Genomic DNA, 23612 nt, shown 5'->3' on the forward strand with positions numbered 1-23612 from the left:
CCGCGTGGTCGCGGCCGGTCGAACGGCGAGCAGCCGGCCGGACCCGCCGTCGAGACGGCCGAGTCCGCCGCCCTGCGCGCGCGCCTCGGCGCCGTCTCCTTTCGCGACGAGCAGCGGTTGGGTCGCCGGCTCGACGCCGCCGTCCGGGTGCGCGACGCCGAGGCCCGCGACCGCGACGTCGCCGCCGTCGGCAAGGCCGTCGAGGAGGCCGAGCAGCGCCTCGCCCGGCGCGCCGACGCCGTCCCGACCGTCTCCTACCCGGAGTCGCTGCCGGTCAGCGCCCGCCGCGCGGACATCGCCGCGGCCATCCGCGACCACCAGGTCGTCGTCGTGGCCGGGGAGACCGGGTCGGGCAAGACCACCCAGATCCCGAAGATCTGCCTGGAGCTGGGTCGCGGCGTGCGCGGGCTCATCGGGCACACCCAGCCGCGCCGGCTCGCGGCCCGCACCGTCGGCGCCCGGATCGCCGAGGAGCTGGGCACCGAACTGGGCGACAAGGTCGGCTGGAAGGTCCGCTTCACCGACCAGGTCGGCGAGAACACGCTGGTCAAGCTGATGACCGACGGCATCCTGCTGGCCGAGCTCGGCGGCGACCGGATGCTGCGCCAGTACGACACGCTCATCATCGACGAGGCCCACGAGCGCAGCCTCAACATCGACTTCATCCTGGGCTACCTGACCCGGCTGCTCCCCCGCCGCCCCGACCTCAAGGTCGTCATCACCTCGGCGACGATCGACCCGGAGCGCTTCGCGCGGCACTTCTCCGAGGCGATCGGCGCCCCGGTGCCGATCGTCGAGGTGTCGGGCCGCAGCTACCCGGTGGAGGTCCGCTACCGGCCCGTCGTCGACCCGGACGACCCCGACGCCGACCCCGACCGCGACCAGCTCGACGCCATCGGCGACGCCGTGGCCGAGCTGTCCCGCGAGGGCCCCGGCGACATCCTGGTGTTCCTGCCCGGCGAGCGGGAGATCCGCGACGCCGCCGACGCGCTGGCCAGGCGCGACCTGCGCAACACCGAGGTCATCCCGCTCTACGCCCGGCTGTCGGCCGCCGAGCAGCACCGCGTCTTCCAGCCGCACACCGGGCGCCGGGTCGTGCTGGCCACGAACGTCGCCGAGACGTCGCTGACGGTCCCCGGCATCCACTACGTCATCGACACGGGCACCGCCCGCATCTCCCGGTACTCGCGCCGGTTGAAGGTGCAGCGGCTGCCGATCGAGAAGGTCTCCCAGGCCAGCGCCAACCAGCGGGCCGGGCGCTGCGGTCGCGTCGCCGACGGCATCTGCATCCGGCTCTACGCCGAGGACGACTTCGACGCCCGCCCGGAGTTCACCGAGCCGGAGATCCTGCGCACCAACCTGGCCTCGGTCATCCTGCAGATGATCTCGCTCGACCTGGGCGACCCGGCCGAGTTCCCGTTCGTCGAGCGGCCGGACGCGCGATCGGTCGCCGACGGCGTCGCCCTGCTCACCGAGCTGGGCGCGCTCGACACCGCCTCGCACGGCCCCGAGCGGAAGCTGACGCCGGTCGGGCGGTCGCTGGCGGCGCTGCCGGTCGACCCGCGGCTGGGCCGGATGCTCGTCGAGGCCGACCGCACCGGCTGCCTGCGCGACGTCCTGGTGATCACGGCCGCCCTGTCGGTGCAGGACCCGCGCGAGCGCCCGGCCGAGCAGCGCCAGGCCGCCGACGCCAAGCACGCCCGGTTCGCCGGCGAGTTCACCGCGAACGACGCCACTCTGGATGCCGCCGGCTCGGACTTCCTGGCCTTCCTGAACCTGTGGCGCTACCTGGCCGAGAAGCGCGCCGAGCTGTCCGGCAACCGCTACCGCAGGCTGCTGCGCGAGGAGTTCCTGCACTACCTGCGCATCCGCGAGTGGCAGGACCTGCACCACCAGCTGCGCGCCGCCGCCCGCAGCGCCGGGATGGCCATCCCGGACGCCGCACCGGCCACCGACCCCGACCGCGTCCACATCGCCGTGCTGTCCGGGCTGCTCAGCCAGGTCGGCATGCGCGAGGAGGAGACCGGCAAGCCCAAGCCCGCCGGCAAGCCGGAGCGCCGCGGGGCGACGGAGTACCTCGGCGCCCGCGGCGCCAAGTTCATGATCTTCCCCGGCTCGCCGCTGGCCAGGAAGGGCCCGCGCTGGGTGATGGCCGCCGAGCTGGTGGAGACCTCCCGGCTGTTCGCCCGCACCGTCGCCCGGATCTCCCCGGAGTGGATCGAGCCGCTGGCCGAGCACCTGGTCAAGCGGTCGTACTCGGAGCCCCGCTGGTCGCGCAAGCAGGCCGCGGCGGTCGCCACCGAGCGCGTCACGCTGCACGGCATCCCGGTCGTCAGCGGGCGCACCGTGCAGCTCAGCCGCACCGACCCGGAGCTGGCCCGCGAGCTGTTCATCCGACACGCCCTCGTCGACGGCGACTGGGACACCCGCCACCGGTTCTTCCACGCCAACCGCGAGCTGCTCGACGACGCCGAGGAGCTGGAGCACCGCGCCCGCCGCCGCGACCTCGTCGTCGACTCCGAGGCGCTCGTCGCCTTCTACGAGAAGCGGGTCCCGGCCGACGTGGTCTCCGGGCGGCACTTCGACTCGTGGTGGAAGAAGACCTCGCGCCGCGAGCCCGACCTGCTCGACTTCACCACCGACATGCTGGTCACCGACCAGGCGGGCGCCGTCGACCGGGCGGCCTACCCCGACGCCGTCGAGGCCGGCGGGCTCACCCTGCCGCTGTCCTACGCGTTCGAGCCGGGGCAGCGCACCGACGGAGTCACCGTCGACGTGCCGGTGGCGGCGCTGCACCAGGTCGACCAGACGCCGTTCACATGGCAGGTGCCCGGGCTGCGCGAGGAGCTGGTCACCGCGCTGATCAAGACGCTGCCGAAGAACCTGCGCCGGCAGTTCGCGCCGGCCCCCGACCACGCCCGCGCCGTGCTGGCCCGGCTGCAGGCCGGCGGTGTCGAACCGGACGAGCCGCTGCTCGACGGCCTGGAGCGCGAGCTCGGCCGGATGCGCGGGGTGCGGATCCCGCGCGAGGCATGGGAGCTCGAGCGGCTCCCCGAGCACCTGACCGTCACCTTCCGGGTGGTCGACGAGCGCGGCCACGAGCTGGCCACCGGCACCGACCTCGACGCGCTGCGCGCGCAGCTGGCCCCGAAGGTGCGCGAGGAGCTGGCCAGCGCTGGAGCCGACATCGAACGCTCCGGGCTGACGTCGTGGGACATCGGCACGCTGCCGCGCGAGCACCGGGTGCGCCGCGGCCAGCACGTCGTCACCGGCTACCCGGGCCTGGTCGACCGCGGCGCGTCCGTCGACGTGCGGATCTTCCCGACGGCCGTCGAGCGCGACTCCGCCCACCACCGCGGCGTGCGCCGGCTGCTGCTCCTGCAGACGCCCTCCCCGGCCAAGCAGGTCCAGCGCGGCCTGGACAACGCGGCCAAGCTGGCCCTGTCCCGCAACCCGCACGGCTCCGTCGCCGCCCTGCTGGCCGACTGCACCACCGCCGCCGCCGACGCGCTGATCGCCGCCGCCGGTGGCCCCGCGTGGGACGAGCGCTCCTACACCCGGTTGCGCACGCTCTTCGCCTCCCGCCTGGGCTCCACCACCGTGCAGGTGCTGCAGGCCGTGCGCGGGGTGTTGACCGTGTGGCACAGGGTGCAGGCCGCGCTCGCCGACCTGCGCGCTCCGCAGCTGCGCGCCGGCGTCGCCGACATCACCGCACAGCTGCAGTCGTTGGTCGGGCCCGGCTTCGCCACCGCCGACGGCGCCACCCGCCTGGTCGACGTGGCCCGCTACCTGGAGGCCGTCGAGCGGCGGATCGAGAAGCTGCGCACCGACCCCGACCGCGACGCCGCGTGGACCGCCGAGGTGCGGGTCGTCGCCGACGAGTACGCCGCCGAGGTGGCCGCGCTGCCCGAGGGCGTCGACCCGGGCCCGGAGCTGCGCGAGGTCCGCTGGATGATCGAGGAGCTGCGCGTCGGCCTCTACGCCCACCCGATGCGCACCCGCTACCCGGTGTCGGTGGCGCGGATCCAGAAGGCGATCGACGCCCTGCCCCGCTGAGCGGCGGGTAGCCTGCGCGCCGTGGCGAGGATCTCCTGCTACGGGCCGCTCGGCGCGGGGCACGTCAACCCCACGCTGGGGATCGTGGCGGAGCTGGTGCGCCGCGGCCACGACGTGCGCTACTGGGCCCCGACCCCGTTCGCCGACCGGATCGCCGAGACCGGGGCCCGTTACGAGCCCGTCACCTCCACCTGGGAGGCGCTGGACCGCGCGGACATCCCGCAGATGCACGGCCGGGAACTGGTCCGGGCGATGGGGATGCTGCTGGACGAGACCGCGGCGCTCGTCCCCGTCCTCGCCGACGCCGAGCCCCCCGACCTCGTCCTGCACGACGGCCCGCTGGCCTGGTGGGGGCGGGTCCTCGCGCACCGCTGGGACGTCCCGTCGGTGGAGACGTGGCCGAACCTGGTGGCCAACCGGCACTGGTCGATGCGGGAGTACACGCGGATCAACCCGCTGAGCCCGCGGTTCCTGCGCACGGTCCTGCGCATCGGCCGCTACCTGCGCGGCCACGGCATCACCGACGTGCAGGGCTTCACCCGGGGCGACCCCGCCGACCTGCGGCTCGTCACGCTGCCGCGAGCGTTCCAGTACGCGGGCGACACCTTCACCGACGGCTACGCGTTCGTCGGCCCGTGCCTCACCGACCGCGCCTTCCAGGGCGGCTGGGCACCCCCGCCCGACGCGGCCCCGGTGCTGCTCGTCTCGCTCGGCACCGGCTACAACGACCTGCCCGACTTCTACCGGATGGTCGTCACGACGGCCGCGGACCGCCCCTGGCACGTGGTGATGGCGGTCGGCGACATGGACCCGGCGGCGCTCGGCCCGCTGCCGGCCAACGTCGAGGTGCACGACCAGGTGCCGCAGGTCGCCGTGCTGCGGCACGCGCGCGTGTTCGCCACCCACGCCGGGATGGGCGGCACGATGGAGGGCCTGCACGCCGGCGTCCCGCTGGTGGCGCTGCCGCAGATGGCCGAGCAGCGCGCCAACGCCGACCGGATCGTCGAACTCGGCCTCGGGCGCGCGCTCGACACCGCGGGCCTCACCGCCGACGCGTTCTGGTGGACCGTGCAGGACGTCGCGGACGACACCGCTGCCCGCGGCCGGCTGGAGTGGATGCGCGAGGAGATCGCCGCCGCGGGCGGGGCCGGCGCCGCGGCCGACGGCGTCGAACGCGTGCTCGCCCGCCGGTGATCGCGGGTCCCGCCGACTACCCTTCGCAAGCATGTCCCGCGCCGCCCCGATCCCGCCCGACGGCTCCTTCCTGCGCTCGCTCGTGGCCCGCACCGACCGGGCCGTGGCCGCGGCGGAACCGCTGGCCTCGACGCACGCGGGCGCCCCGGAGGACCTCCGCGACGCCGTCGCCGACGCGGCCGCGGCGGTGGCCGACGACCTCGTGGCGCTCTCCCACGACCTGCACGCCCACCCCGAGGAGTCGTTCGCCGAGCACCGGTCCGTGCGGGCGGCGGCCGACCTGCTGGCCCGGCACGGGCACGACAGCGAGGTCGGGGTCGGCGGGCTGGAGACGTCGCTGGTCAGCCGGGTCGGCGACGGCGGCCCGCACATCGCGGTGCTCGCCGAGTACGACGCGCTGCCCGGGATCGGCCACGGCTGCGGGCACAACATCATCTGTTCGACCGCGGTCGGGGCGTTCCTGGCCGCCGCGCCGCTCGTCGGGCGCACCGGCGGACGGCTCTCGCTGATCGGGACACCGGCCGAGGAGGGCGGGGGCGGCAAGGAGACGATGGCCCGCGCCGGCGTGTTCGACGACGTCGACGCGGTCATCATGCTGCACCCGTTCACCCACGACATCGCGATGCACCCGTTCCTGGGCAGGCGCCAGGTCGAGATGGTGTTCCGCGGGGTCGCCGCGCACGCCGCGGCGCAGCCGTTCATGGGCCGCAACGCACTCGACGCCGCCGTCGCGGCCTACCAGGGCGTCGCCGCCCTGCGCCAGCACCTGCCCGACGGCGACCGCGCCCACGGGGTCTTCACCGACGGCGGGGCCCGGCCCAACGTCGTCCCCGACCGCGCCGCCCTGCTGTTCTACCTGCGCTCCAGCGAGCCGGAGACGCTGCGCGACCTGGCCGCGCGGGTGGCCGCGGTGGCCGAGGGCGCGGCCGCGATGACCGGCTGCGGCGTCGAACTGCACTGGGACGCGCAACCGGCCTACCTGCCGATCCGGCCCAACCGGGCGCTGGCCGAGCGGTGGGCGGCCAACCAGGAGCCGTGCGGGCGCACGCCGCTGCCGCCCGGGGTGGTGCCGGAGTTCCTCACCGGCTCCACCGACCTGGGCAACCTGTCCTACCGGATGCCCGCCATCCACCCGATGATCGCCGTCTCGGAGCCGACCGGCGCCCTGCACACCGTCGAGTTCGCCGCCGCGGCGGCGTCCCCGGCCGGCGACCGGGCCGTCCGCGACGGGGCGCTCGGCCTCGCCCTCACCGCCGTCGACTACCTGGCCGACGCCGCGCTGCGCGAAGCCGTGCACGCCGAGTTCGCCGCCGCCGGCGGCCCACTGGACGTCCCGAGCTACTTCGACTGACCGATCAGCGGTAGGCCGAGCGGGCGGTGGGTTCGAGCTCGAGGACCTGCAGCGCGCCCGGGGCGAGGCGGGCGCGGGCGGCGGTGGCCTCGGCGGCGGACGGGTACGCGGCGAACCGCACGACCACCCGCTCGTCGCGGACGGGCAGGGCGGTGAAGTCGTTCTCGTAGGGCGCCGAGCGCAGCACGACGGCGGGCACGCCCAACGCCTTCTCGACCTCCCCCGCGTCCGGCTCGCCGTCGGCCAGGTGGACGACCCCCAGCACCCGCGAAGGCCCCGGTCGCCCCTCCCCCACCGCCGCCCGCTCGGTGAGCCCGAACGCCCCCGACACCGGCTCCAGCAGGAACACGTCATCGGAGTCGATCATCGTGGCGTTGGCGGCGGCGCTGTGGGCCTTCCACACCGGGCCGCCGTAGAACGAGATCAGCGCGCGCCGCCGGGCCGCCATGTCGTCGAACTCGCGGATCCAGACGAACCGGTCGGGCCCGTCGACGTCGTGGAACGTCCCCACGACCCGCGCCCCCACCGCGTCCTGGGACTCGACGAACTCCCGCTCGAACAGCTCGACCAGCTCGTCCCGCCGGCCCGGGTGCAGGGTGTACTGCCGCAGCTCCACGATGCTCACCCGCGGACGGTAGATCCCCTCCCCTGACAGGACACGTCAGCGAACCCCGTCGAGAACGACGTTGTCGTGATCAACAGGGCGAAACGATCACGACAACTTCGTTCTCGACGGCGGGGGCTACGGGTTGACGAGGTTGTGGAGGGTGGCGCGGGCTCCGTGCTCGTGCAGGGACGCGAGGTGGCGGCGGTAGGTGTCGACGAACCGGTCGTCGTCGACGAGGTCGCCGAACACCTGGCGGTTGCTGATGAAGGCGAGCGGGTCCTCGCGCTGGCGGCGGGCGATCGGGACGAGGGTGTCCTTGAGCGGGTCGACGACCTCGATGGGCTCGCCCTGCTCGTCGACGCCCTCGGCGTAGCGGGCCCAGGACGCGATGACCGCGACCGACAGCTCGATCCCGCCGCCGTTGGCCAGGTTGTGCCGGATGACCGGGAGCAGCCACTTGGGGATGCGGTCGGAGCTCTCCGCGCAGAGCCGGGCGACGGTGTCCTTCACCTGGGGGTTCGCGAAGCGCTCGATCAGCTCCCGCTTGTAGGCGTGCAGGTCGATCCCCTCGACCGGCAGCAGCGTCGGCGTGCCCTCCCGGTCCATGTAGGCGAGCAGGAAGTCGGCGAAGTCCTGGTCCTGGCAGACCTCGTGCACCAGCCGGTACCCGGCCAGGTAGCCGAAGTAGCACAGCGCCTGGTGGCTGGCGTTGAGCAGTCGCAGCTTCATCAGCTCGTACGGCTCGACGTCCGGCACGACCTGGACGCCGACGTCCTCGAAGGGGGGTCGGCCGAGGGCGAACTCGTCCTCCAGGACCCACTGGCAGAACGGCTCGCAGACCACCGGCCAGCGGTCGGAGACGCCGAACGACCCGGCGAGGCCGGCGCGGTCGTCGTCGGTGGTCACCGGGGTGATCCGGTCGACCATGCAGTTGGGGAAGTGCACCTCCCGCTCGACCCAGTCGCCCAGCTTCTCGTCGCGCAGGCGGGCGAAGGCGCTGAAGCTCCGGCGGGCGGCGTCGCCGTTGCCCTGGATGTTGTCGCAGGACAGGATCGTGAACGGCGGGACGTCGCGCTGCCGGCGGCGGACCAGTGCCTCCACGACCAGGCCGAAGGTCGTCGTCGGGGTGGCGCCGGGCTCCAGGTCGTGCACCACGCCGGGGGCGTCGGCCTGGAACTCGCCGGTCACCGCGTTGAAGTTGTAGCCGCCCTCGGTGACCGTCAGCGAGACGATGCGGGTGTCCTCGCTCGCCATCCGCTCGATCACCGCCTCCGGGTCGTCCGGGGCGAGGAGGTAGTCGACGATCGACCCGATGACCCGGGCGTGCTGCGAGCCGTCCGGGTGCTTCTCGACGAGCGTGTAGAGGTGGTCCTGCGCGGCCAGGGCGTCGCGCATCCGGCGGTCGCCCGGGAGTACCCCGACCCCGCAGATGCCCCAGTCCAGCGCCTTGCCCTCGTTCATCAGGCGGTCGAGGTACATGGCCTGGTGGGCGCGGTGGAACGCGCCGACGCCCACGTGCACGATCCCCGCCCGGACCGCGCCCCGGTCGTAGCGGGGCACGGCCACGGACGGGTCCAGCGAGGCCAGTGCGGCCGCGGTCAACGGCGTCACTACTTGATCGCTCCCAGCGAGAGGCCCTGGACCAGCTTGTCCTGGGCGGCGAACCCGGCGATGAGCACCGGCAACGACACCACGACGGCGGCCGCGCAGACCTTGGCCAGGAACAGGCCCTGGCTGGTGACGAAGCTGGTGAGGAACACCGGTGCGGTCTGCGCCACCGTGGCCGTGAGCACCCGGGCGAACAGCAGCTCGTTCCAGCTGAAGATGAAGCAGATCAGCGAGGTGGCCGCGATCCCGGGCAGCACCATCGGGATGACGATGGTGCGCAGGGTGCGCGGCAGCGAGCAACCATCCAGCGAGGCCGCCTCCAACACCTCGCCGGGCACCTCGGCCAGGAACGAGCGCATCATCCACACCGCGATCGGCAGGTTCATCGAGGTGTAGAGGATGACCAGCAGCCAGATGTTGTCCAGCATGCCGATGCCCTGGGCGATCAGGTAGACCGGCAGCAGGCCCGCCACCACCGGCAGCATCTTGGTGGACAGGAAGAAGAACATGACGTCGGTCCACTTGCGGACCGGTCGGATCGACAGCGCGTAGGCCGCCGGGATCGCCAGCACGAGGACGAGCGCGGTGGACAGCACGCTCGCCGTGATCGAGTTGAGCAGCGGCGGCCACGGGCTGGCCCCGGTGGAGGTGCCGAAGAAGTTCGCGTAGCCCTCCAGGCTCAGCGGCGCGAACAGCGACGGCGGGTTGGTGGCGGCGTCGTTCTCGTTGTGGAACGAGGTCAGCAGCATCCAGAGCACGGGCGCCACGAACAGCAGCCCGACGATCCAGGCGACGACGCCGAGCAGGGCGCCGGAGCGGTTGCGCTGCGGGGGTGGGGCGGTGGCCAGCCGCGACGGCGTGGCCGGCGGGGCGTCGATCGTGGCGGTCATCGGCCAGCCTCCTCGCGGAACAGCGACGACACGGTGCGCAGGGCCAGGGTCGCGATGATGATCGTGCCGATCACCACGATCACGCCGGCCGCGGAGGACCGTCCGTAGTCCTGGGCGTTGTAGAACGTCTGGTAGATCGTGAACGGCAGGTTGGCGGTGCCGAGGCCGCCGGAGGTGATGGTGAAGACGGCGTCGAAGTTCTGCACGATGTAGATCGAGCCGAGCAGCCCGCCCAGCTCCAGGTACTGGCGCAGGTGCGGGAAGGTCATGTAGCGGAAGGTCTGCCAGTTCGAGCAGCCGTCGATCTTGGCCGCCTCCATCACGTCGTGCGGCTTGCTCTGCAGGCCGGCCAGGATGATCAGCATCATGAACGGCGTCCACTGCCAGACCAGCGAGACCACGATCGAGCTCATCGGCCAGGTCGAGATCCAGTCGGGCTGCGGCGCCCCCTCCCCGAAGACCGCCGTCAACAGGCCGTTGAACAGGCCGTACTCGGGGTTGTAGAGGGCGTGCTTCCAGACCAGCGCGGCCGCCACCGGGACGACCAGGAACGGTGTGATCATCATGGTCCGGACGGCGCCGCGGCCGAGGAACTGCCGGTCCAGCAGCAGCGCGATGAGCAGCCCGAGGACGAGGCTGATCAGCACGACCGACACGGTCAGGACGATCGTGTTGATGATCGAGTCACGGGTGTTGACGTCGGTCAGGACGCGGGCGAAGTTGTCGAACCCGGCGAACCCGCGGTCGTCGGGGTAGTAGGCGTTCCAGTCCATGAACGAGATGACCAGGGTGCCGACGAACGGCAGCTGGGTCACGATGATCAGGAAGATCAGCGCGGGCAGCAGCGGTGCCCGGCGGGCCCAGTCGCCCACCTGCCGGACGGCCTCGCCGTTGCCCCCCGCCTTGCCGGTGGAGGACTTCGCCTGGGGTTCCAACGCGGTACTCACCGTGCGACCTCGCTGCGCTCGGTCGACGCTTCGCCAGGACGCTCTGTCGATGATTCGCTCGCAAGCCCGCTCATGATCCGTCCTCCAGCCTGGTCCGGTACCGCTCCGCCACGTCCTCGGCCAGCTCCTGGCCGCGGTCGAGTGCTTCGTCCACGGTGACCAGCCCGGCGATGGCCGAGCTGACCGACTGCGAGACCTGGGTCCCCAGGTCGGGGAACTCCGGGATGTCGACGAACTGGATGCCGATCGCCGGCCGCGGCTGCACGCCCGGGTTGCGCGGGTCGGCGGCCTCGATCGCGGCCTTGGTCTGCTCGGCGAAGGCGCCGGCCTCGGCCAGGTAGTCGGGGTTCTCGTAGGTGGAGGCGCGCTTGCCCGCCGGCACGTCCGACCAGCCGACCTGCTCGCCGACCAGCTGCTCGTAGTCCTTGCCGGAGGCCCAGGAGATGAACTTCCAGGCCGCGTCCTTCTTCGTGCTGGCCTCCTGGATGCCCCACGACCAGGCGTAGAGCCAGCCGGAGCTGTCGGTCTGCACGACCGGCGCCGGCGCGTAGCCGATCTTGCCGCGGACCGGGGAGTCGGCGGCCTCCAGCGACCCGGCCGCGGACGTGGCGTCGTACCACATGGCCGAGTTGCCCTGGATGAGGTTGTTCAGGCACTCGGTGAACCCGGCCTGCGAGGCACCGGTCTCGCCGTGCTCGCGGACCAGGTCGACGTAGAAGTTCACGGCCTCCTTGAACTCCGGCGCGTTGACCTGCGCCTGCCAGTCCTCGGTGAACCAGGTGCCGCCGAAGGTGTTGACGACGGTGGTCAGCGGGGCGAAGACCTGGCCCCAGCCGGGCTGGCCGCGCAGGCAGATCCCGGACATGCCGGGCTGGGCCTGGTCGACGGCCGCGGCGATCTCGGCGACCTCCTGCCAGGTCGGGTTGGCCGGCATCTGCACGCCCTTGGACTCCAGGACGTCCTTGCGGTACATGAGGAAGGACGACTCGCCGTAGAACGGCTCCCCGTAGATCTGGCCGTCGTCGCCGGTCAGCGACTCGGTCATGGGGGCGAGGATGTCGTCCTGGTCGAAGGTCGGGTCCTGCTCGATGAACGGCGTCAGCGGGGCGATCCACCGGCTGCGCGCGTAGATCGGGATCTCGAAGTTGCTCAGCGAGGCCACGTCGTACTGGCCGGCCTGGCTGGAGAACTCCTGGCTGATCTTGTCGCGGACGTCGTTCTCCGGAAGCACCGTGAAGTTGACGGTGATGCCGGTCTGGGCGGTGAAGTTCTCCGCTGTCAACCGCTGCAGGTCGACCATCTGCGGGTTGTTCACCATCAGGACGTTGATGCTGTCGGCGCCGCCGTCGCCCCCTCCGCCGCCGCCCCAGCCCGCGCAGGCGGTACTGGTCAGCATGACGGCCGCCAGCAGCGCTCCCCGTAGTCCGGCCCGCTTCATCGCGCTCCTCCCGGGATCGACGGGAGCGCTCAGATGAGCAGCACCCCGATCACACGATCAGACTGTGGTACCGCTCACCAGTAGTCAATGCGTCGTGTCAGAATGGGCGAACGAGCGCTCAAATGAGCACAGGGGGGTCGCGAGTGGTCACTGCAACGGGTGGGACCCGCGGCCCCGCGCACCTCGTGCTCACCGCGGCCGTCGCCCGCCGCTACTACCTCGACGGCCGCTCCAAGGTCGAGATCGCCGAGGAGTTCTCGCTGAGCCGGTTCAAGGTCGCCCGGCTGCTCGACGACGCCCGCGCCAGCGGCATGGTGCGCATCGAGATCGGCCACCCCGGCACCATCGACGTCGAACTGTCCTCCCAGCTCATGGCCACCCTCGGGCTCACCCACTGCGTCGTGACCGACACCCAGGAGGACGAGCCCGCCTCGCTGCGCGAGCACCTCGGCGCCGCCGCGGCCGAACTGCTCAGCGAGGTCGTCACCCCCGACGACGTCCTCGGGCTGTCGTGGGCGCGCTCGGTGAGCGCGATGGCGACGGCGCTCCGCAGCCTGGCCACCGTCCCGGTCGTCCAGCTGACCGGCGCGCTGGCCCGGCCGGGCGTCGACGACAGCTCGATCGAGCTCGTGCGCGAGGTCGCCCGCGTCTCGGGCGGCCCGGCGTACTTCTTCTACGCCCCGATGGCCGTGCCCGACGCGGCCACCGCCCGCGCACTGCGCCGCCAACCCGAGGTCGCGCAGGCGTTCTCCCGGATCGGGTCGGTGACGATCGCGCTGGCCGGGGTGGGCGCGTGGGCCCCCGAGCAGTCCACGCTCTACGACGCCACGAGCGAGACCGAGCGCGCCGCCCTCGCCGAGCGCGGCGTGTGCGCGGAGATCTCCGGCGTGCTCGTCGACGCCGCGGGCGAACCGGTCCGCTCCGCCCTGACCGACCGCATGATCGGCATCACCGCCGCGCAGATGTGCGCGGTCCGCGAGGTCATCGCGATCGTCTACGGGCTGGCCAAGGTCGACGCGGTCCTCGCCGCCGTGCGCGGCGGCATGGTCAACAGCCTGGTCACGCACTCGACGCTGGCCACAGCATTGATCGAAGCCGCCGGCCGGAAGGCCGCTCCGTGAAGGCCGCCGCCGAGGTGCCCCTGCACGGCGGCACGGCCAACCGCGGGCGCGTGCACCGCGTCGGCGACACCGTGCGCCGCCCCCTGCGCCCCACCAGCACCGCCACCCACGCGCTGCTGCGCCACCTGGAGGACGTCGGGTTCGACGGGGCGCCGCGCGTGCTGGGCGTCGACGACGCCGGCCGCGAAGTGCTCAGCTACGTGCCCGGCGAGGCGGTCACCGCACCCGCACCCGCGTGGGGCCTCACCGACGAGGCGCTGGCCAGCGTGGGCCGACTGCTGCGCCGCTTCCACCAAGCCGCCGCCGACTTCGATCCGACCCCCTACACGTGGGCGCACGAGGTGCCCGCGCCGTTCAGCGGCGGCGGCATCGCGCACAACGACCCCAACCTCGACAACGTCGTCTTCCGCGACGGCACGGCGGTCGCTCTCATCGACTTCGACCTGGCGGCGCCGGGGGCACCGGTGTGGGACGTGGCGGCGACGGCCCGGCTGTGGGCGCCGCTGCGGGCGCCGGTCGACGTGGCCGACGCGCGGCGGTTCCGGGCCTTGCGCAGGCTGCGGATCCTGGTCGACGCCTACGGGCTCGACGAGGATGGGCGGGGCTCCCTGCTCGCCGCTGTCCTGGACAGCCACTCGTGGATGTGCGACATCGTGCAGACGGGGGCCGTGGCCGGGGTGCCGGGGTTCGCGGAGTACTGGACGCCGGAGGCGGTTGCGCGGAACGAGCGGGCTCGGCGGTGGTTGCGGGAGAACGCTGCTGGGGTGGCGGCCGCGCTGCATTGAGGGGCCGCGCTCGGTTGAGCGGGTGGCGGTCGCGTGGTCCTTTTGGTCGCTCCGTTGCGTTGAGCGGTGGTCCTTTTGGTTCGCTCCGTTGCGTTGAGCGGTGGTCCGGTTGGGTTTATCGATAGCGTGGTTGCGCTGCCGGCCGTACCCCAGGAGGGGCTCATTTTGCGTGCGCACACACCATTGCTTGCGCGAAGACTCGCTTGTTGTCCCGCTGCGTAAAACTCGACCCCGAACGTTTGTGCGAGTAGAATCGGAGACATGATCCCGACCGAACTCGCCGCCGCCGGCGACCTCCTCCGCGAGGTCGCCGCGCGTTTGCGCGAGAACGATTCCGGGATGGACGCCTCCGAGGTGATCGCCGCACTCGCCGCCACTCGGGAATTGAGTCGACTGGTCTCGCAGATCCAGGTCGAGACGGTCGCGGTGCTCCGGCGCAGCGGGGCGTTCGCCGCCGCGGGCCATGCCCGGCCGGAATCGGCCGTGGCCTCCGTGCTCGGTGTCGACCGGGGGCGGGCGCGCGAGATCGTGCGGGTCGCCGAACACCTCGACGCGGCGACCTCGCCGGCGATGGCCGCCGCGTTCCGCGCGGGGGCCGCGAGCCTGGAGCAGGTCGACCGGATCGCTCAGCTCGCCGGCTCGGCCGTGGCCCGGCGGCTCCCGGCCGATGCCTGGGCCGGGATCGAGGAGCAGATCGCCGCCGCCGCGGGCACCAGCACCACCCGCGAGCTGGCCAAGTACGGCACCGAACTGGTGCACGCCTACGACCGGGTCGATTCCGACGAGGACCGGGCGCCGGTGCAGGTCAACGAACTGCACCTGACCCCACTACCCGGTGGTGGCGGGAAGATCCACGGGATCATCGAAGACCCGGTCCGGTTCGCCACCATCGCCGCGGTGATCGACGCCAAGGCCGCGCCGCGGACCGCGGAAGACCAGCGCACCGGCCCCGAGCGGGCCGCCGACGCGCTGGCCGAGGTGTGCGGGTTCGTCGCCGACCACGGCGACAAGACCCTGCCCAGCACCGGCGGATGGCGCCCGCACCTGCTGCTCACCGTCGAACTCGCCGACCTGGAGAACCGCGCCCAGGCCGCCTGCCTGGACTTCGGCGGCCACCTCGACCCCTCGGCACTGCGGATGCTGTGCTGCGACGCCGCGGTCACCCCGATCGTCATGAACGGCACCGGGAAACCCCTCGACGTCAGCCGCACCCAGCGGATCATCCCACCGGCGATCCGGAAGGCGATCACCGCCCGGGACCGCGGATGCGCCCACCCCGGATGTGACCGGCCACCGAGCTGGTCGGAGATCCACCACATCCGCGAATGGTCACAAGGCGGAGCCACCCGGGTCGACAACCTGGTCATGCTGTGCCGGCTGCATCACCGCGAAATACACTCCACCGCCTGGGCGGTGAGAATCGCGGCCGACGGACTACCGGAGTTCATCCCTCCCGCCTGGGTCGATGCGAATCGCACACCACGGCGGCATCCGAGAATCACCCCGGATCCGGATCCACCGTGCCCGGTTCAGGCCGAGCCCGTTCGGAGGCTCACCCATGCCGGTCGCTGAGTTGTGGGGCGCTGGCGCCCACGAATCCCTCGGAGCCCCTGCTCGATCAGAGGTCGCCCGCCGCGAAGGCGCCGCCGGAGGCCCCTCAAGAACGCCGCAGGCCCCTCAAGGCCGAAGCTCCTCAGACACCCCTGCCGAACCGAGGAGAACCGTCAGCCGAGGACAGCCGTCACATAGCCGAGCGGAACCGCAGCGACCACGACGCAGCCGATCAGCCAAGCCCAGACCTGCCCGACGGCGCGAGCACGGCTACCGGCGACCGCGAAGACGATCGCGGGCAGGGTCGCCGCCAGACCGCCACCGGCGAGCAGCGCGACCAGGCCGAACTCGCCGTAGGCCAGGGCGAAGATGCCGATCATGAAGGCGGTGCCGATCGGCGGGAGGGCCATGAGGGCCAGCAGCACGACACCGGCGATGTGGAGCGCGTCGGTGCGGCGGCGCGGCGCGGACGGCGGGACGTACAGCGTGGTCATGACGAGGACGCTAGGCGCGCGGGGACGGCGGGACATCCGTGGAGCTACTGAGCAGTAACCAAGGCCCTGACCCCGGCGGTGAGCACGGCGGCGACTACGGCCGGGGCTCGCCATCACCCGCCGGCAGTGAGTGTGCTGGAACCCTGGCGCGGGTGATGGCGAGGACTCGGAACGATCGTCGCTGCACCTCCCCTCCTCGCGCGGACACGACCGCGGACGGTGGCCAGACCCCCGCGGGCGGGCTCGGCGGAACTCGGGCTCGTGGTTGCGCGCAGGGTGCTCGGGCGTGCCGGGCTCCGGAGCGTCTCCCGGGCTCCCGGACCGCGCCCACCAGGATTTATAACAGCGGAACCGTTGACGATCATGACGGGTTTCCGCCCGAACGGTCACGCACCGTCGTCCCGCCGGACGTGTCCGGACTGCGTCAGTCGACCTGCAGCACGCGGTCCAACCCGGCCAGCGTGAGCATCCGCCGGGCCGGACTGCCCTCGGGCGTGCGCACCCGCACCGGCCGGTCCGCGCGGCGGGAGAGCTCGGCGAGCAGCGCCACGCCGGCGCTGCTGATCCAGCACCGCCGGTCGAGCACCAGGGTGACCGTGCCGGCGCGGTCCAGCTCGGCCAGCAGGTCGGCGCGGACGTCGGCGACGCCCGCGAGGTCGAGGTCGCCTTCGACGTGCAGTTGGGCGCCGTCCGGTCCGGTCCTCCGGCGCAGGACGGCCCCGGTCCGCGGCTCCGGCGGGGGCGTCGCGTCTTCCGAGGAGGGGACCGCCCGCGTCGACCGGGCCGTCTGCGGCACGTCGACCGGGACAGCGGGGATGCGGAACCGCACCGTGGTGCCGTCCGCGCCCGGGGTGACCGTCAACTCCTCGGCGAGGTCCCGGATCAGCGACAGCCCGCGGCCGCGGAAGCCGGGGTCGTCCGGCGGGGGCCGCCAGTGCCCGCCGTCGACCACCCGCACGGCGACGGCGCCGCCGCGCAGCCGGTCCAGCCCGACGTCCACGCCCGCCGGGACGCGGCCGAGGTAGGCGTGCTCCACGGAGTTCGTGACCGCCTCGCCGATCGCGAGTTGCAGGTCGGTGAGCCCGTCCTCGCTCATGCCGATCGCCTCGCACCACGCGCCCACCGTGCGGCGCAGCACGCCCAGCTGCTCGGGTTCGGCGTCCAGCCGCAGCCGCAGCGGCCCCGGCAGCAGCCGGGCCAGCACGAACGCCACGTCGTCCGGGGCGGAGCGGCCGGCGACCATGCGGTCGAGCAGCTCGTCGGCGATCTCCTCCGGGGGGCCGACCAGCTCGCCGAGCACGCCGGCCAGCCGTTCGAGCCCGCGGTCGACGACCTCGTCGCGGCGCTCGAACAGGCCGTCCGAGCAGAGCAGGATGGTCGAGGCGACGTCCAGGCGCTCCCGGGCCTGTGCGTAGGGCGGGCGGCCGGTCACCCCCAGCGGAGTGCCGCGGCCTCCGGTGAGCGGGCGCACGACGCCCTCCGGGTCGACGACCAGCGGCGGCGGGTGGCCCGCGCAGGCGTAGCTCAGCTCGCCGGTATCGAGTTCGAGGACCGCGCAGGCCACCGTGCTCGCCCGCGCCCCGGTCACCCGGCGGGCGAACAGGTCGAGCTGCTCCAGCGCCCCGGCCGGGCCCTGTCCGTTGACCAGGTTGGCGGCCAGCGCGCTGCGCAGCTGGCCCATGACCGCGGCCGCCGCCGGGCCGCGGCCCACCACGTCGCCGACGACGAGGGCGATCCGCTCGCGGCCCCCGTCGGACAGCTCCAGCACGTCGTACCAGTCGCCGCCGGCCTCGGTCCCCGCGGTGCCGGGCAGGTAGCGCGGGGCCAGCGCGAGCCGGTCGAGGTCGGGCAGCTGCTGGGGCAGCAGGCTGCGCTGCAGGACGACCGCCATCTCGTGCTCGGTCTCGCGCAGCCGCGCCCGGTCGACCGCCTGCGCGCACTGGCCGGCCAGGGTCAGCACCACTCCGCGCCGGTACTCGTCGTAGGCGGGCGCGGTGTCGAAGCGCAGCCCGAGCACGCCGATGGCGCGACCGCCGACCAGCAGCGGCGCGACCTTGTGGACCGGGTAGACGTCCTGCTCGCCACCGGCCGTCCACATCGGCTCACCGGTGCGCAGCGCGTGCCGGAACGGGTGCTCGACGCCGGCGGGCAGGTCGCCGGGCGCCTCCGCGGGGTCGTAGCCCCGCACCGCCATCGGCCGCAGCTGCCCGCCCTCGCCGACCAGCATGACGACGGCCGAACGGGCCTGGGTGCCGGCGATGGCGTGGGTGACGGCCACCTGCGCGACGGCGTCCACCCCGACCGCGCGCGAGAGCGCGGTGGCCACCGCGCCCAGTCGCTCGGCCGCCCGGCGGGCCGAGGTCTCGGCGCGGTACAGGTCGGCGCGGTCGAGGGCCTGCGCGGCCAGTTCGACCGCGGCCACGGCGGCCGCCCGCTCGTCGTCGGCGAAGTCGTGCTGGTCGGCGAAGCCGACCCCGACCACCCCGAGGCAGCGGTCGCCGACGAGCAGCGGGACGAAGCCGAGAGCGACCATCCCGGCCTCCCGGACCACGGGCCAGGTGCGCGGCTCCGTGCGCTGCCAGGTGCTCTCGTCCGGGATCCACAGCGGTCGGCGGTCGCGGAACGCGCGCGACGCCGGGATGTTGGCGCGTCGGGAGAGGCTGTCCCAGCTGCGCGGCACGAGATCGGTCCAGCCGTGCCGGGCGATCAGCCGCAGCGGCCCGTCGCCGGCCGCCGACCAGACCCCGACGAACCGGCAGCCGAGCAGGGTGGCCAGGTGGTCGGCGGCGATGGCGGCCACCTCCTCGGAGGTGGCCGCGGCCGACATGCGGGCGGTCGCCCGGTGCAGCAGGGCCAGCCGCTGGCTGGTCGCCTGCTCCTGCTCCAGGAGCCGGGCGTTGTCGACCGCCGCACCCGCCCGGTGGCCGATCTCCACGACCAGGTCGAGGTCCTCGGCGTCGAAGGCGACCCGGTCGGCGGCGCGCCCCAGCGCGACCAACCCGAGCACGCGCCCGCCCGCGACCAGCGGCGCCACGATCCCCGAGCCCACGCCGAGCGCCTCGTCGGGTTCGGTGACGACGAGGCGAGCCCGGCGGGTGCTCGCCACCTCGGCCAGCAGTTCGACGTCGCTGGGGTGGGCCAGCAGCGCCGGCTCCACCGCCGGGTCGGCCGCGGCGGCGGCGCGCATGACCGCGGGCCCCTCGCCGTGGTGCTCGTGCACGCGCACGAGGTCGGCCACCCCGTGCTCGACCAGCGTCCTGGCCAGCGCCCGGAACCGGCCGACCGCGCCGCGCTCGACGTCCAGGGCGGTGGCGACCTCGGCGAACAGCAGGTTGCGCCGGCGCTCGCGGTGCTGGGCGTCGACGTCGAGGCAGCCGCCGACGAACCCCGTCGGGTGCTCGTCGGCGCTGACCGGGGCGCCCCGGTCGAGCACCCACCGGTGGTGGCCGGAGGCGTGGCGCAGCCGGTACTCCACCTCGAACGGCGCCCCGGCGACCGTGGCGGCCTCGCGGACCTCCCGGTAGCGCCTGCGGTCGTCCGGGTGGATGCGGTCCTGCCAGGCCCGGCCCAGCTCGGCGGCGGTGGCGTCGGTGGCCCCGGCGAAGTCCAGCCAGCCGCGGTTGACGAACTGGCGCTCGCCCGCCGCGTCGTCCACCCAGATCATCGCGGGCGTGGCGTCGGCCATGGCGCGGAAGCGCCGCTCGGCGGCCCGCCGGGTTCGCCCCAGCTGCAGGTGGCTGCCCACCCTGGCCACCAGTTCGCGCGCGGAGAACGGCTTGACCAGGTAGTCGTCCGCGCCCGCGGCCAGGCCCTCGACGGCCGCCTCCTCGCCGGCGCTGGCCGACACGAGCACCACCGGCACCCCGGCGGTGGACGGGTCGGCGCGCAGCGCGCGGACCAGGTCCAGCCCGCCGGGGCGGGCGTCGTCGGGTCCGGGCAGGGCGACATCGGCGACGACCAGGTCGGGTGGGTCGGCGGCGGCCGCGGCCAGCGCCTTCGCCCCGTCGGCAACGACCTGGACGTCCCAGGTCTCGGCGAGCAGCCGGGCGATGTAGGCGCGGATGTCGGGGTCGCCGTCGGCCACCAGTACCCGCCCGGCGGACGCGCCCGCGGGCGCCAGCAGCTCCGGCACCGGCGGCTCGGCCCGCTCCGCGCCGGGCAACCAGCGCCGCGCCTCGGCCAGGAACGGCTCCGCGGCCTCGCTCGTCGAGCGCGCCGCGGGGTCGGGCGCGGCGGCCAGCGCCTCGGCCGGCAGGTGCGCCAGCCCCATCGGCATCCGCACGATGAACACACTGCCGATGTCGACGGTGCTGGTCACCTCGACGGTGCCGCCGTGCAGCTCGACGGCCTGCCGGACGAACGCGAGCCCGATGCCGCTGCCCTCCGCCGAGCGCGACTGCACCCCGCGCACCCGGTGGAACCGGTCGAACAGCCGGGGCAGCTCGTCCTCCGGGATCCCCACCCCGGTGTCGATCACCCGCAGCTCGGCGTACCCGTCGTCGGCGCTGACCTCGACCCGGACGCCGCCGTCGAAGGTGTGCTTGACCGCGTTGCTCAGCAGGTTCAGCACGACCTTCTCCCACAGCTGCGGGTCGGCCCAGACCGGGCGCGGCAGCGGCGGGCAGTCGATCTCCAGGATGAGCCCGGCGCGCTCGGCGGTCGAGCGGAACAGCCCGGCCAGCTCCGCGGTGACCGTGCCCAGGTCGACCGGGACGAACGCGGCCGCATCCCCGCCCGCCTCCAGGCGGGAGACGTCGAGCAGGTCGTCGACGAGCTTGAGCATGCGCGCGGCGTTGCGCTCCAGCACGTCGACGTCGGGGCGCAGGTCGGGCGGGACGCGCTCGCGCAGCTGCTCGACCGGGCCGAGGATCATCGACAGCGGCGTGCGGAACTCCTCGCCGAAGCCCGCGATGAACCCGGCCCGGGCCCGCTCCTGCTCGCCGATCGTCGCCGACCGCCGCTCCCGGATCCGCGCCGCGTCGGCGACCGCCACCGCGGCCGCGACGTGGTCGACGACGAGCTGCAGGAAGGAGCGCTGGTCGGCGTCGAACGGCAGCGCGGGCGGCACCCCCAGCAGCACCCCGACGACCGGCCGGCCGTCGGCGTCGGCGACGGCCGCGCTGGCGGCCACCGTCGAGCGCACCCCGCGCCCGCTGACCAGCCCACCGGGCAGCTCCACCATCGTGAACCCGACGACGTCGGGCACCGGCAGGTCGGGGACCCGGTCGCCGAACCCGGCGGTGGCGACCAGCTGCACCTCCTCCCGGTCGGGCGGGGTGCGGTAGAGCGCCGCGAACGGGACGTCCCACTGCGCCCCGTCGAGCACCTCGGCGATCCGCTGCAGCACCCGCTCCACCGAGCCGGCGCCGCGCCCGGCCTCGGCCAGCCGGGCCAGCAACCGAAGCCTGCGCTCCCCCACGACGCGGCGGGTCGTCTCACTGGTGACGTTGAACACACCGGCGACCCGGCCGTCGGCGGTGCGCAGCGGGCTGAACGAGTAGTTCCAGTAGGTCTCCTCGGCGAACCCGCGCCGGTACATGACCAACCGGTCGTCCTGGCGGCCCTGCGGCTCCCCGGTGCGCAGCACGCGCTCCAGCAGCGGCCCGATGCGCGCCCAGATCTCCGGCCAGACCGCGCGGATCGGCGCGCCGAAGCCGTCGGGGTGCTTGTGCCCGGCCCCGGGCACGTAGGCGTCGTTGTAGAGCAGCGCGAAGTCGGGGCCCCAGCACACCGCCAGCGGGTGCGCCGAGCCCAGCAGCAGGTCGACGGTGGAGCGCAGCTCGGGCGGCCACTCGGCCACCGGACCCAGCACGCCGATCGGACCGTCGCCGGACAGGATCCGGGCGATCTCACCGTGATCGGGGCGGGTCACGCTGCCACGATGCCGGATCTCCGGCGTCGGCGGCCACGCGGGGCGGCCGAGCCCGTGATCACACCGGCGACCCGGCTACCGGTGGGCATCGAGCCAGGCGCGGAGGTCGGCCAGCGGGCCATCGCGCTCGGGCTCGTTGTAGATCTCGTGCCAGAGGCCGTCGTACCAACGCACGGTCTTGTCCTGGGTGCCGCGCAGTGCGGCGTCCAGGGCCCGGGTGCCGGCGGGGTCGGTGAGGACGTCGAGGCTGCCGTGCTGCAGCAGCACCGGCATCGTCAGCTCACCGGCCCGGTCCACCAGGGCGAAGCCGTCCAGCAGCGCCGACATCAGGCCCAGCGTCGGCTTGCCCTGGTGCACCAGCGTGTCGCCGCGGTAGGCGGCCACCACCTCGGAATCCTTGCTGATCTTCGTGACGTCGATGCCGACCGGGCGCAGCCGACCCCCGACGCGCGAGAGCAACCGCAGCACCGGGACCGCGGCCGCCGGCACCTGGCCGCTGGCCAGCGCGGGCGCCGAGAGCACCAGCCCGCGCAGGTCGTCGGGGTGGTCCAGGGCGTAGGCCAGGGCGATCTGCCCGCCCATGCTGTGGCCGAGCAGGAACACCGGCAGGCCGGGGTGCAGCGACGCGACGTGCCGGCGGAAGGCGTCGAAGTCGGCCAGCCAGTCGGCGTAGCGGTCCAGGTGGGCGCGGCGGCCCCCGGAGTGGCCGTGGCCGCGGTGGTCGAGCCCGTAGACGGCCCAGCCGTCGGGCCGCAATGCCTCGACGACGTTGCCGTAGCGGCCGGCGTGCTCGCCCAGGCCGTGGCAGATCAGCAGCACCCCGCGCGGCTCGCCGGCCGGCAGGTGGCCGCGCCAGTACAGGCTCACGCCGCGGGCGCCGTCGAGGCGGCCGTCGACCTCCCGGGGCACGCCGGGGTCGTCAGGGGTGTGCTCGTCGTCGGGCACCGCTCACCTCCGGGGTGGGTCCTGGTCGCCGCCGCCGCGCAGCAGGTCCGCCACGTCGGGGAACTCCGACCCCGCGTCGTCGGCGCCGGGCTGCGCGAGCGCGGACCGGAGTTCCACGTCCCGGCGCACCGCGGTCTCCTCCGGGACCACCAGCAGCGTCGCGAACGGCTCGCAGCCGGCCGCGGCCACCGACAACCCGTACTCCCCCGCCGGCACGTCGTCGAGGCGGAAGCCGCCGTCGGCGGCCGAGTCGACGGCGTCGACGATCTCGCTGTCCTGCACGAGCGTCACGCGCGCCCCCGCGATGGGGCCGTCCTCGCCGTACACGCCGCCGGAAACCGACGCCGACCGGGCCAGCGCCACCACCGCGGTGGCCGGGCCGTCGACGACGGTGACCGCCACCGCCACCGACTGGTGCGCGGGCGCGCTCGCCACCAGCATGTACGCCCCCGGGCGGGGCGCGTCGAGGCTGCCGGTGCCGTCGTCGCCCGCCCTGCCCGACGCGACCCGACGGCCCCGGTCGTCGAGCAGGGTGACGGCGGCGCCGCCGACCGCGGCGCCCCCGTGCCCGGCGACGCGGAAGCGCACCGGCTGCGCGGCGCCCGCGACCTCGGGCTCCGGCTCGGGGTCGTGCGGGCTGGCCAGCGACACCACCGGGACGGTCTCCGGGCGCAGGCCGGGGTCGGCGTAGCCGAAGGTGCGCAGCAGGGCCAGGTCGGCGGCGGCCTGCTCGGCCGCCTGCTCGGCGGGCGA

General features: G+C 74.0%; 15 protein-coding genes. 6 read left to right on the forward strand and 9 right to left on the reverse strand.

Annotation, left to right across the window (positions count from 1 at the left end):
• The first annotated feature begins 72 nt into the window (after positions 1 to 72).
• The 3 genes from hrpA to KIK08_RS24605 are packed head-to-tail and all read left to right on the forward strand — an operon-like array spanning position 73 to position 6601.
• Entirely contained in the window at positions 73 to 4056 is a 3984-nt protein-coding gene (gene hrpA / locus KIK08_RS24595; RefSeq protein WP_214405623.1) for an ATP-dependent RNA helicase HrpA, read from the forward strand.
• A gap of 21 nt (positions 4057 to 4077) precedes the next feature.
• Positions 4078 to 5250 carry a macrolide family glycosyltransferase gene (locus KIK08_RS24600; RefSeq protein ID WP_214405613.1) on the forward strand — a complete coding sequence of 391 codons (1173 nt, stop codon included), beginning with the start codon at positions 4078 to 4080 and terminating at the stop codon, positions 5248 to 5250.
• 31 nt (positions 5251 to 5281) lie between these two features.
• On the forward strand, positions 5282 to 6601 hold the full coding sequence (locus tag KIK08_RS24605; protein ID WP_214405614.1) for an amidohydrolase: 1320 nt from the start codon (positions 5282 to 5284) through the stop codon (positions 6599 to 6601).
• A 4-nt stretch (positions 6602 to 6605) separates the two neighbouring features.
• Here KIK08_RS24605 and KIK08_RS24610 read toward each other — a convergent pair whose 3' ends face one another.
• From KIK08_RS24610 to KIK08_RS24630, 5 genes are all read right to left on the reverse strand, one after another.
• Positions 6606 to 7226, reverse strand: coding sequence for an NIPSNAP family protein (locus tag KIK08_RS24610; RefSeq protein WP_308257854.1), 621 nt, complete (start codon positions 7224 to 7226; stop codon positions 6606 to 6608).
• Between the two features lie 117 nt (positions 7227 to 7343).
• The gene (locus KIK08_RS24615) at positions 7344 to 8819 is read right to left on the reverse strand and encodes a mannitol dehydrogenase family protein (protein ID WP_308257855.1); all 1476 of its coding nucleotides are present in this window, start codon (positions 8817 to 8819) and stop codon (positions 7344 to 7346) included.
• Entirely contained in the window at positions 8819 to 9706 is an 888-nt protein-coding gene (locus tag KIK08_RS24620) for a carbohydrate ABC transporter permease (protein WP_214405615.1), read from the reverse strand. Before KIK08_RS24620 ends, KIK08_RS24615 begins: the two co-directional genes overlap by 1 nt.
• Positions 9703 to 10653: a carbohydrate ABC transporter permease gene (locus KIK08_RS24625; RefSeq protein WP_308257856.1), complete on the reverse strand. Its 951-nt coding sequence runs from the start codon at positions 10651 to 10653 to the stop codon at positions 9703 to 9705. The genes KIK08_RS24620 and KIK08_RS24625 overlap by 4 nt, the downstream gene beginning before the upstream one ends.
• 70 nt (positions 10654 to 10723) lie before the next feature.
• A complete protein-coding gene (locus KIK08_RS24630; RefSeq protein WP_214405616.1) occupies positions 10724 to 12091 on the reverse strand; it encodes an ABC transporter substrate-binding protein in 1368 nt (455 codons plus the stop codon).
• A 143-nt stretch (positions 12092 to 12234) separates the two neighbouring features.
• On the opposite strand from KIK08_RS24630, the gene KIK08_RS24635 reads away from it, so the two are divergent.
• The 3 genes from KIK08_RS24635 (at position 12235) to KIK08_RS24645 (ending at position 15569) form a co-directional block, all read left to right on the forward strand.
• Complete coding sequence (locus KIK08_RS24635) at positions 12235 to 13212, forward strand: sugar-binding transcriptional regulator (RefSeq protein WP_214405617.1); 978 nt, start codon at positions 12235 to 12237, stop codon at positions 13210 to 13212.
• Complete coding sequence (locus KIK08_RS24640; RefSeq protein ID WP_214405618.1) at positions 13209 to 13997, forward strand: phosphotransferase enzyme family protein; 789 nt, start codon at positions 13209 to 13211, stop codon at positions 13995 to 13997. Before KIK08_RS24635 ends, KIK08_RS24640 begins: the two co-directional genes overlap by 4 nt.
• Before the next feature lie 261 nt (positions 13998 to 14258).
• Positions 14259 to 15569, forward strand: coding sequence for an HNH endonuclease signature motif containing protein (locus tag KIK08_RS24645; protein WP_214405619.1), 1311 nt, complete (start codon positions 14259 to 14261; stop codon positions 15567 to 15569).
• Positions 15570 to 15721: 152 nt separating this feature from the next.
• On the opposite strand, the gene KIK08_RS24650 is transcribed toward KIK08_RS24645, so the two are convergent.
• From KIK08_RS24650 to KIK08_RS24665, 4 genes are all read right to left on the reverse strand, one after another.
• Complete coding sequence (locus KIK08_RS24650; RefSeq protein ID WP_214405620.1) at positions 15722 to 16042, reverse strand: hypothetical protein; 321 nt, start codon at positions 16040 to 16042, stop codon at positions 15722 to 15724.
• A gap of 424 nt (positions 16043 to 16466) precedes the next feature.
• Positions 16467 to 21914: a SpoIIE family protein phosphatase gene (locus KIK08_RS24655; protein ID WP_214405621.1), complete on the reverse strand. Its 5448-nt coding sequence runs from the start codon at positions 21912 to 21914 to the stop codon at positions 16467 to 16469.
• Between the two features lie 75 nt (positions 21915 to 21989).
• Positions 21990 to 22859 (reverse strand): alpha/beta hydrolase, encoded by an 870-nt coding sequence (locus tag KIK08_RS24660; RefSeq protein WP_308257857.1) that lies wholly within the window; start codon positions 22857 to 22859, stop codon positions 21990 to 21992.
• A 3-nt stretch (positions 22860 to 22862) separates the two neighbouring features.
• Positions 22863 to 23612: carboxypeptidase-like regulatory domain-containing protein (locus KIK08_RS24665; RefSeq protein ID WP_214405622.1), on the reverse strand; the 750-nt coding region annotated here is incomplete at its 5' end.

The organism is Pseudonocardia lacus, assembly GCF_018531445.1.
Lineage (GTDB): Bacteria > Actinomycetota > Actinomycetes > Mycobacteriales > Pseudonocardiaceae > Pseudonocardia > Pseudonocardia lacus.

What these genes read in the sequence shown, in the direction of transcription:
- KIK08_RS24605 (WP_214405614.1), top strand. Translation starts at nt 5,282, where the DNA reads ATGTCCCGCGCCGCCCCGATCCCGCCCGACGGCTCCTTCCTGCGCTCG.
- KIK08_RS24620 (WP_214405615.1), bottom strand. Translation starts at nt 9,706, where the DNA reads ATGACCGCCACGATCGACGCCCCGCCGGCCACGCCGTCGCGGCTGGCC.
- KIK08_RS24630 (WP_214405616.1), bottom strand. Translation starts at nt 12,091, where the DNA reads ATGAAGCGGGCCGGACTACGGGGAGCGCTGCTGGCGGCCGTCATGCTG.
- KIK08_RS24645 (WP_214405619.1), top strand. Translation starts at nt 14,259, where the DNA reads ATGATCCCGACCGAACTCGCCGCCGCCGGCGACCTCCTCCGCGAGGTC.
- KIK08_RS24650 (WP_214405620.1), bottom strand. Translation starts at nt 16,042, where the DNA reads ATGACCACGCTGTACGTCCCGCCGTCCGCGCCGCGCCGCCGCACCGAC.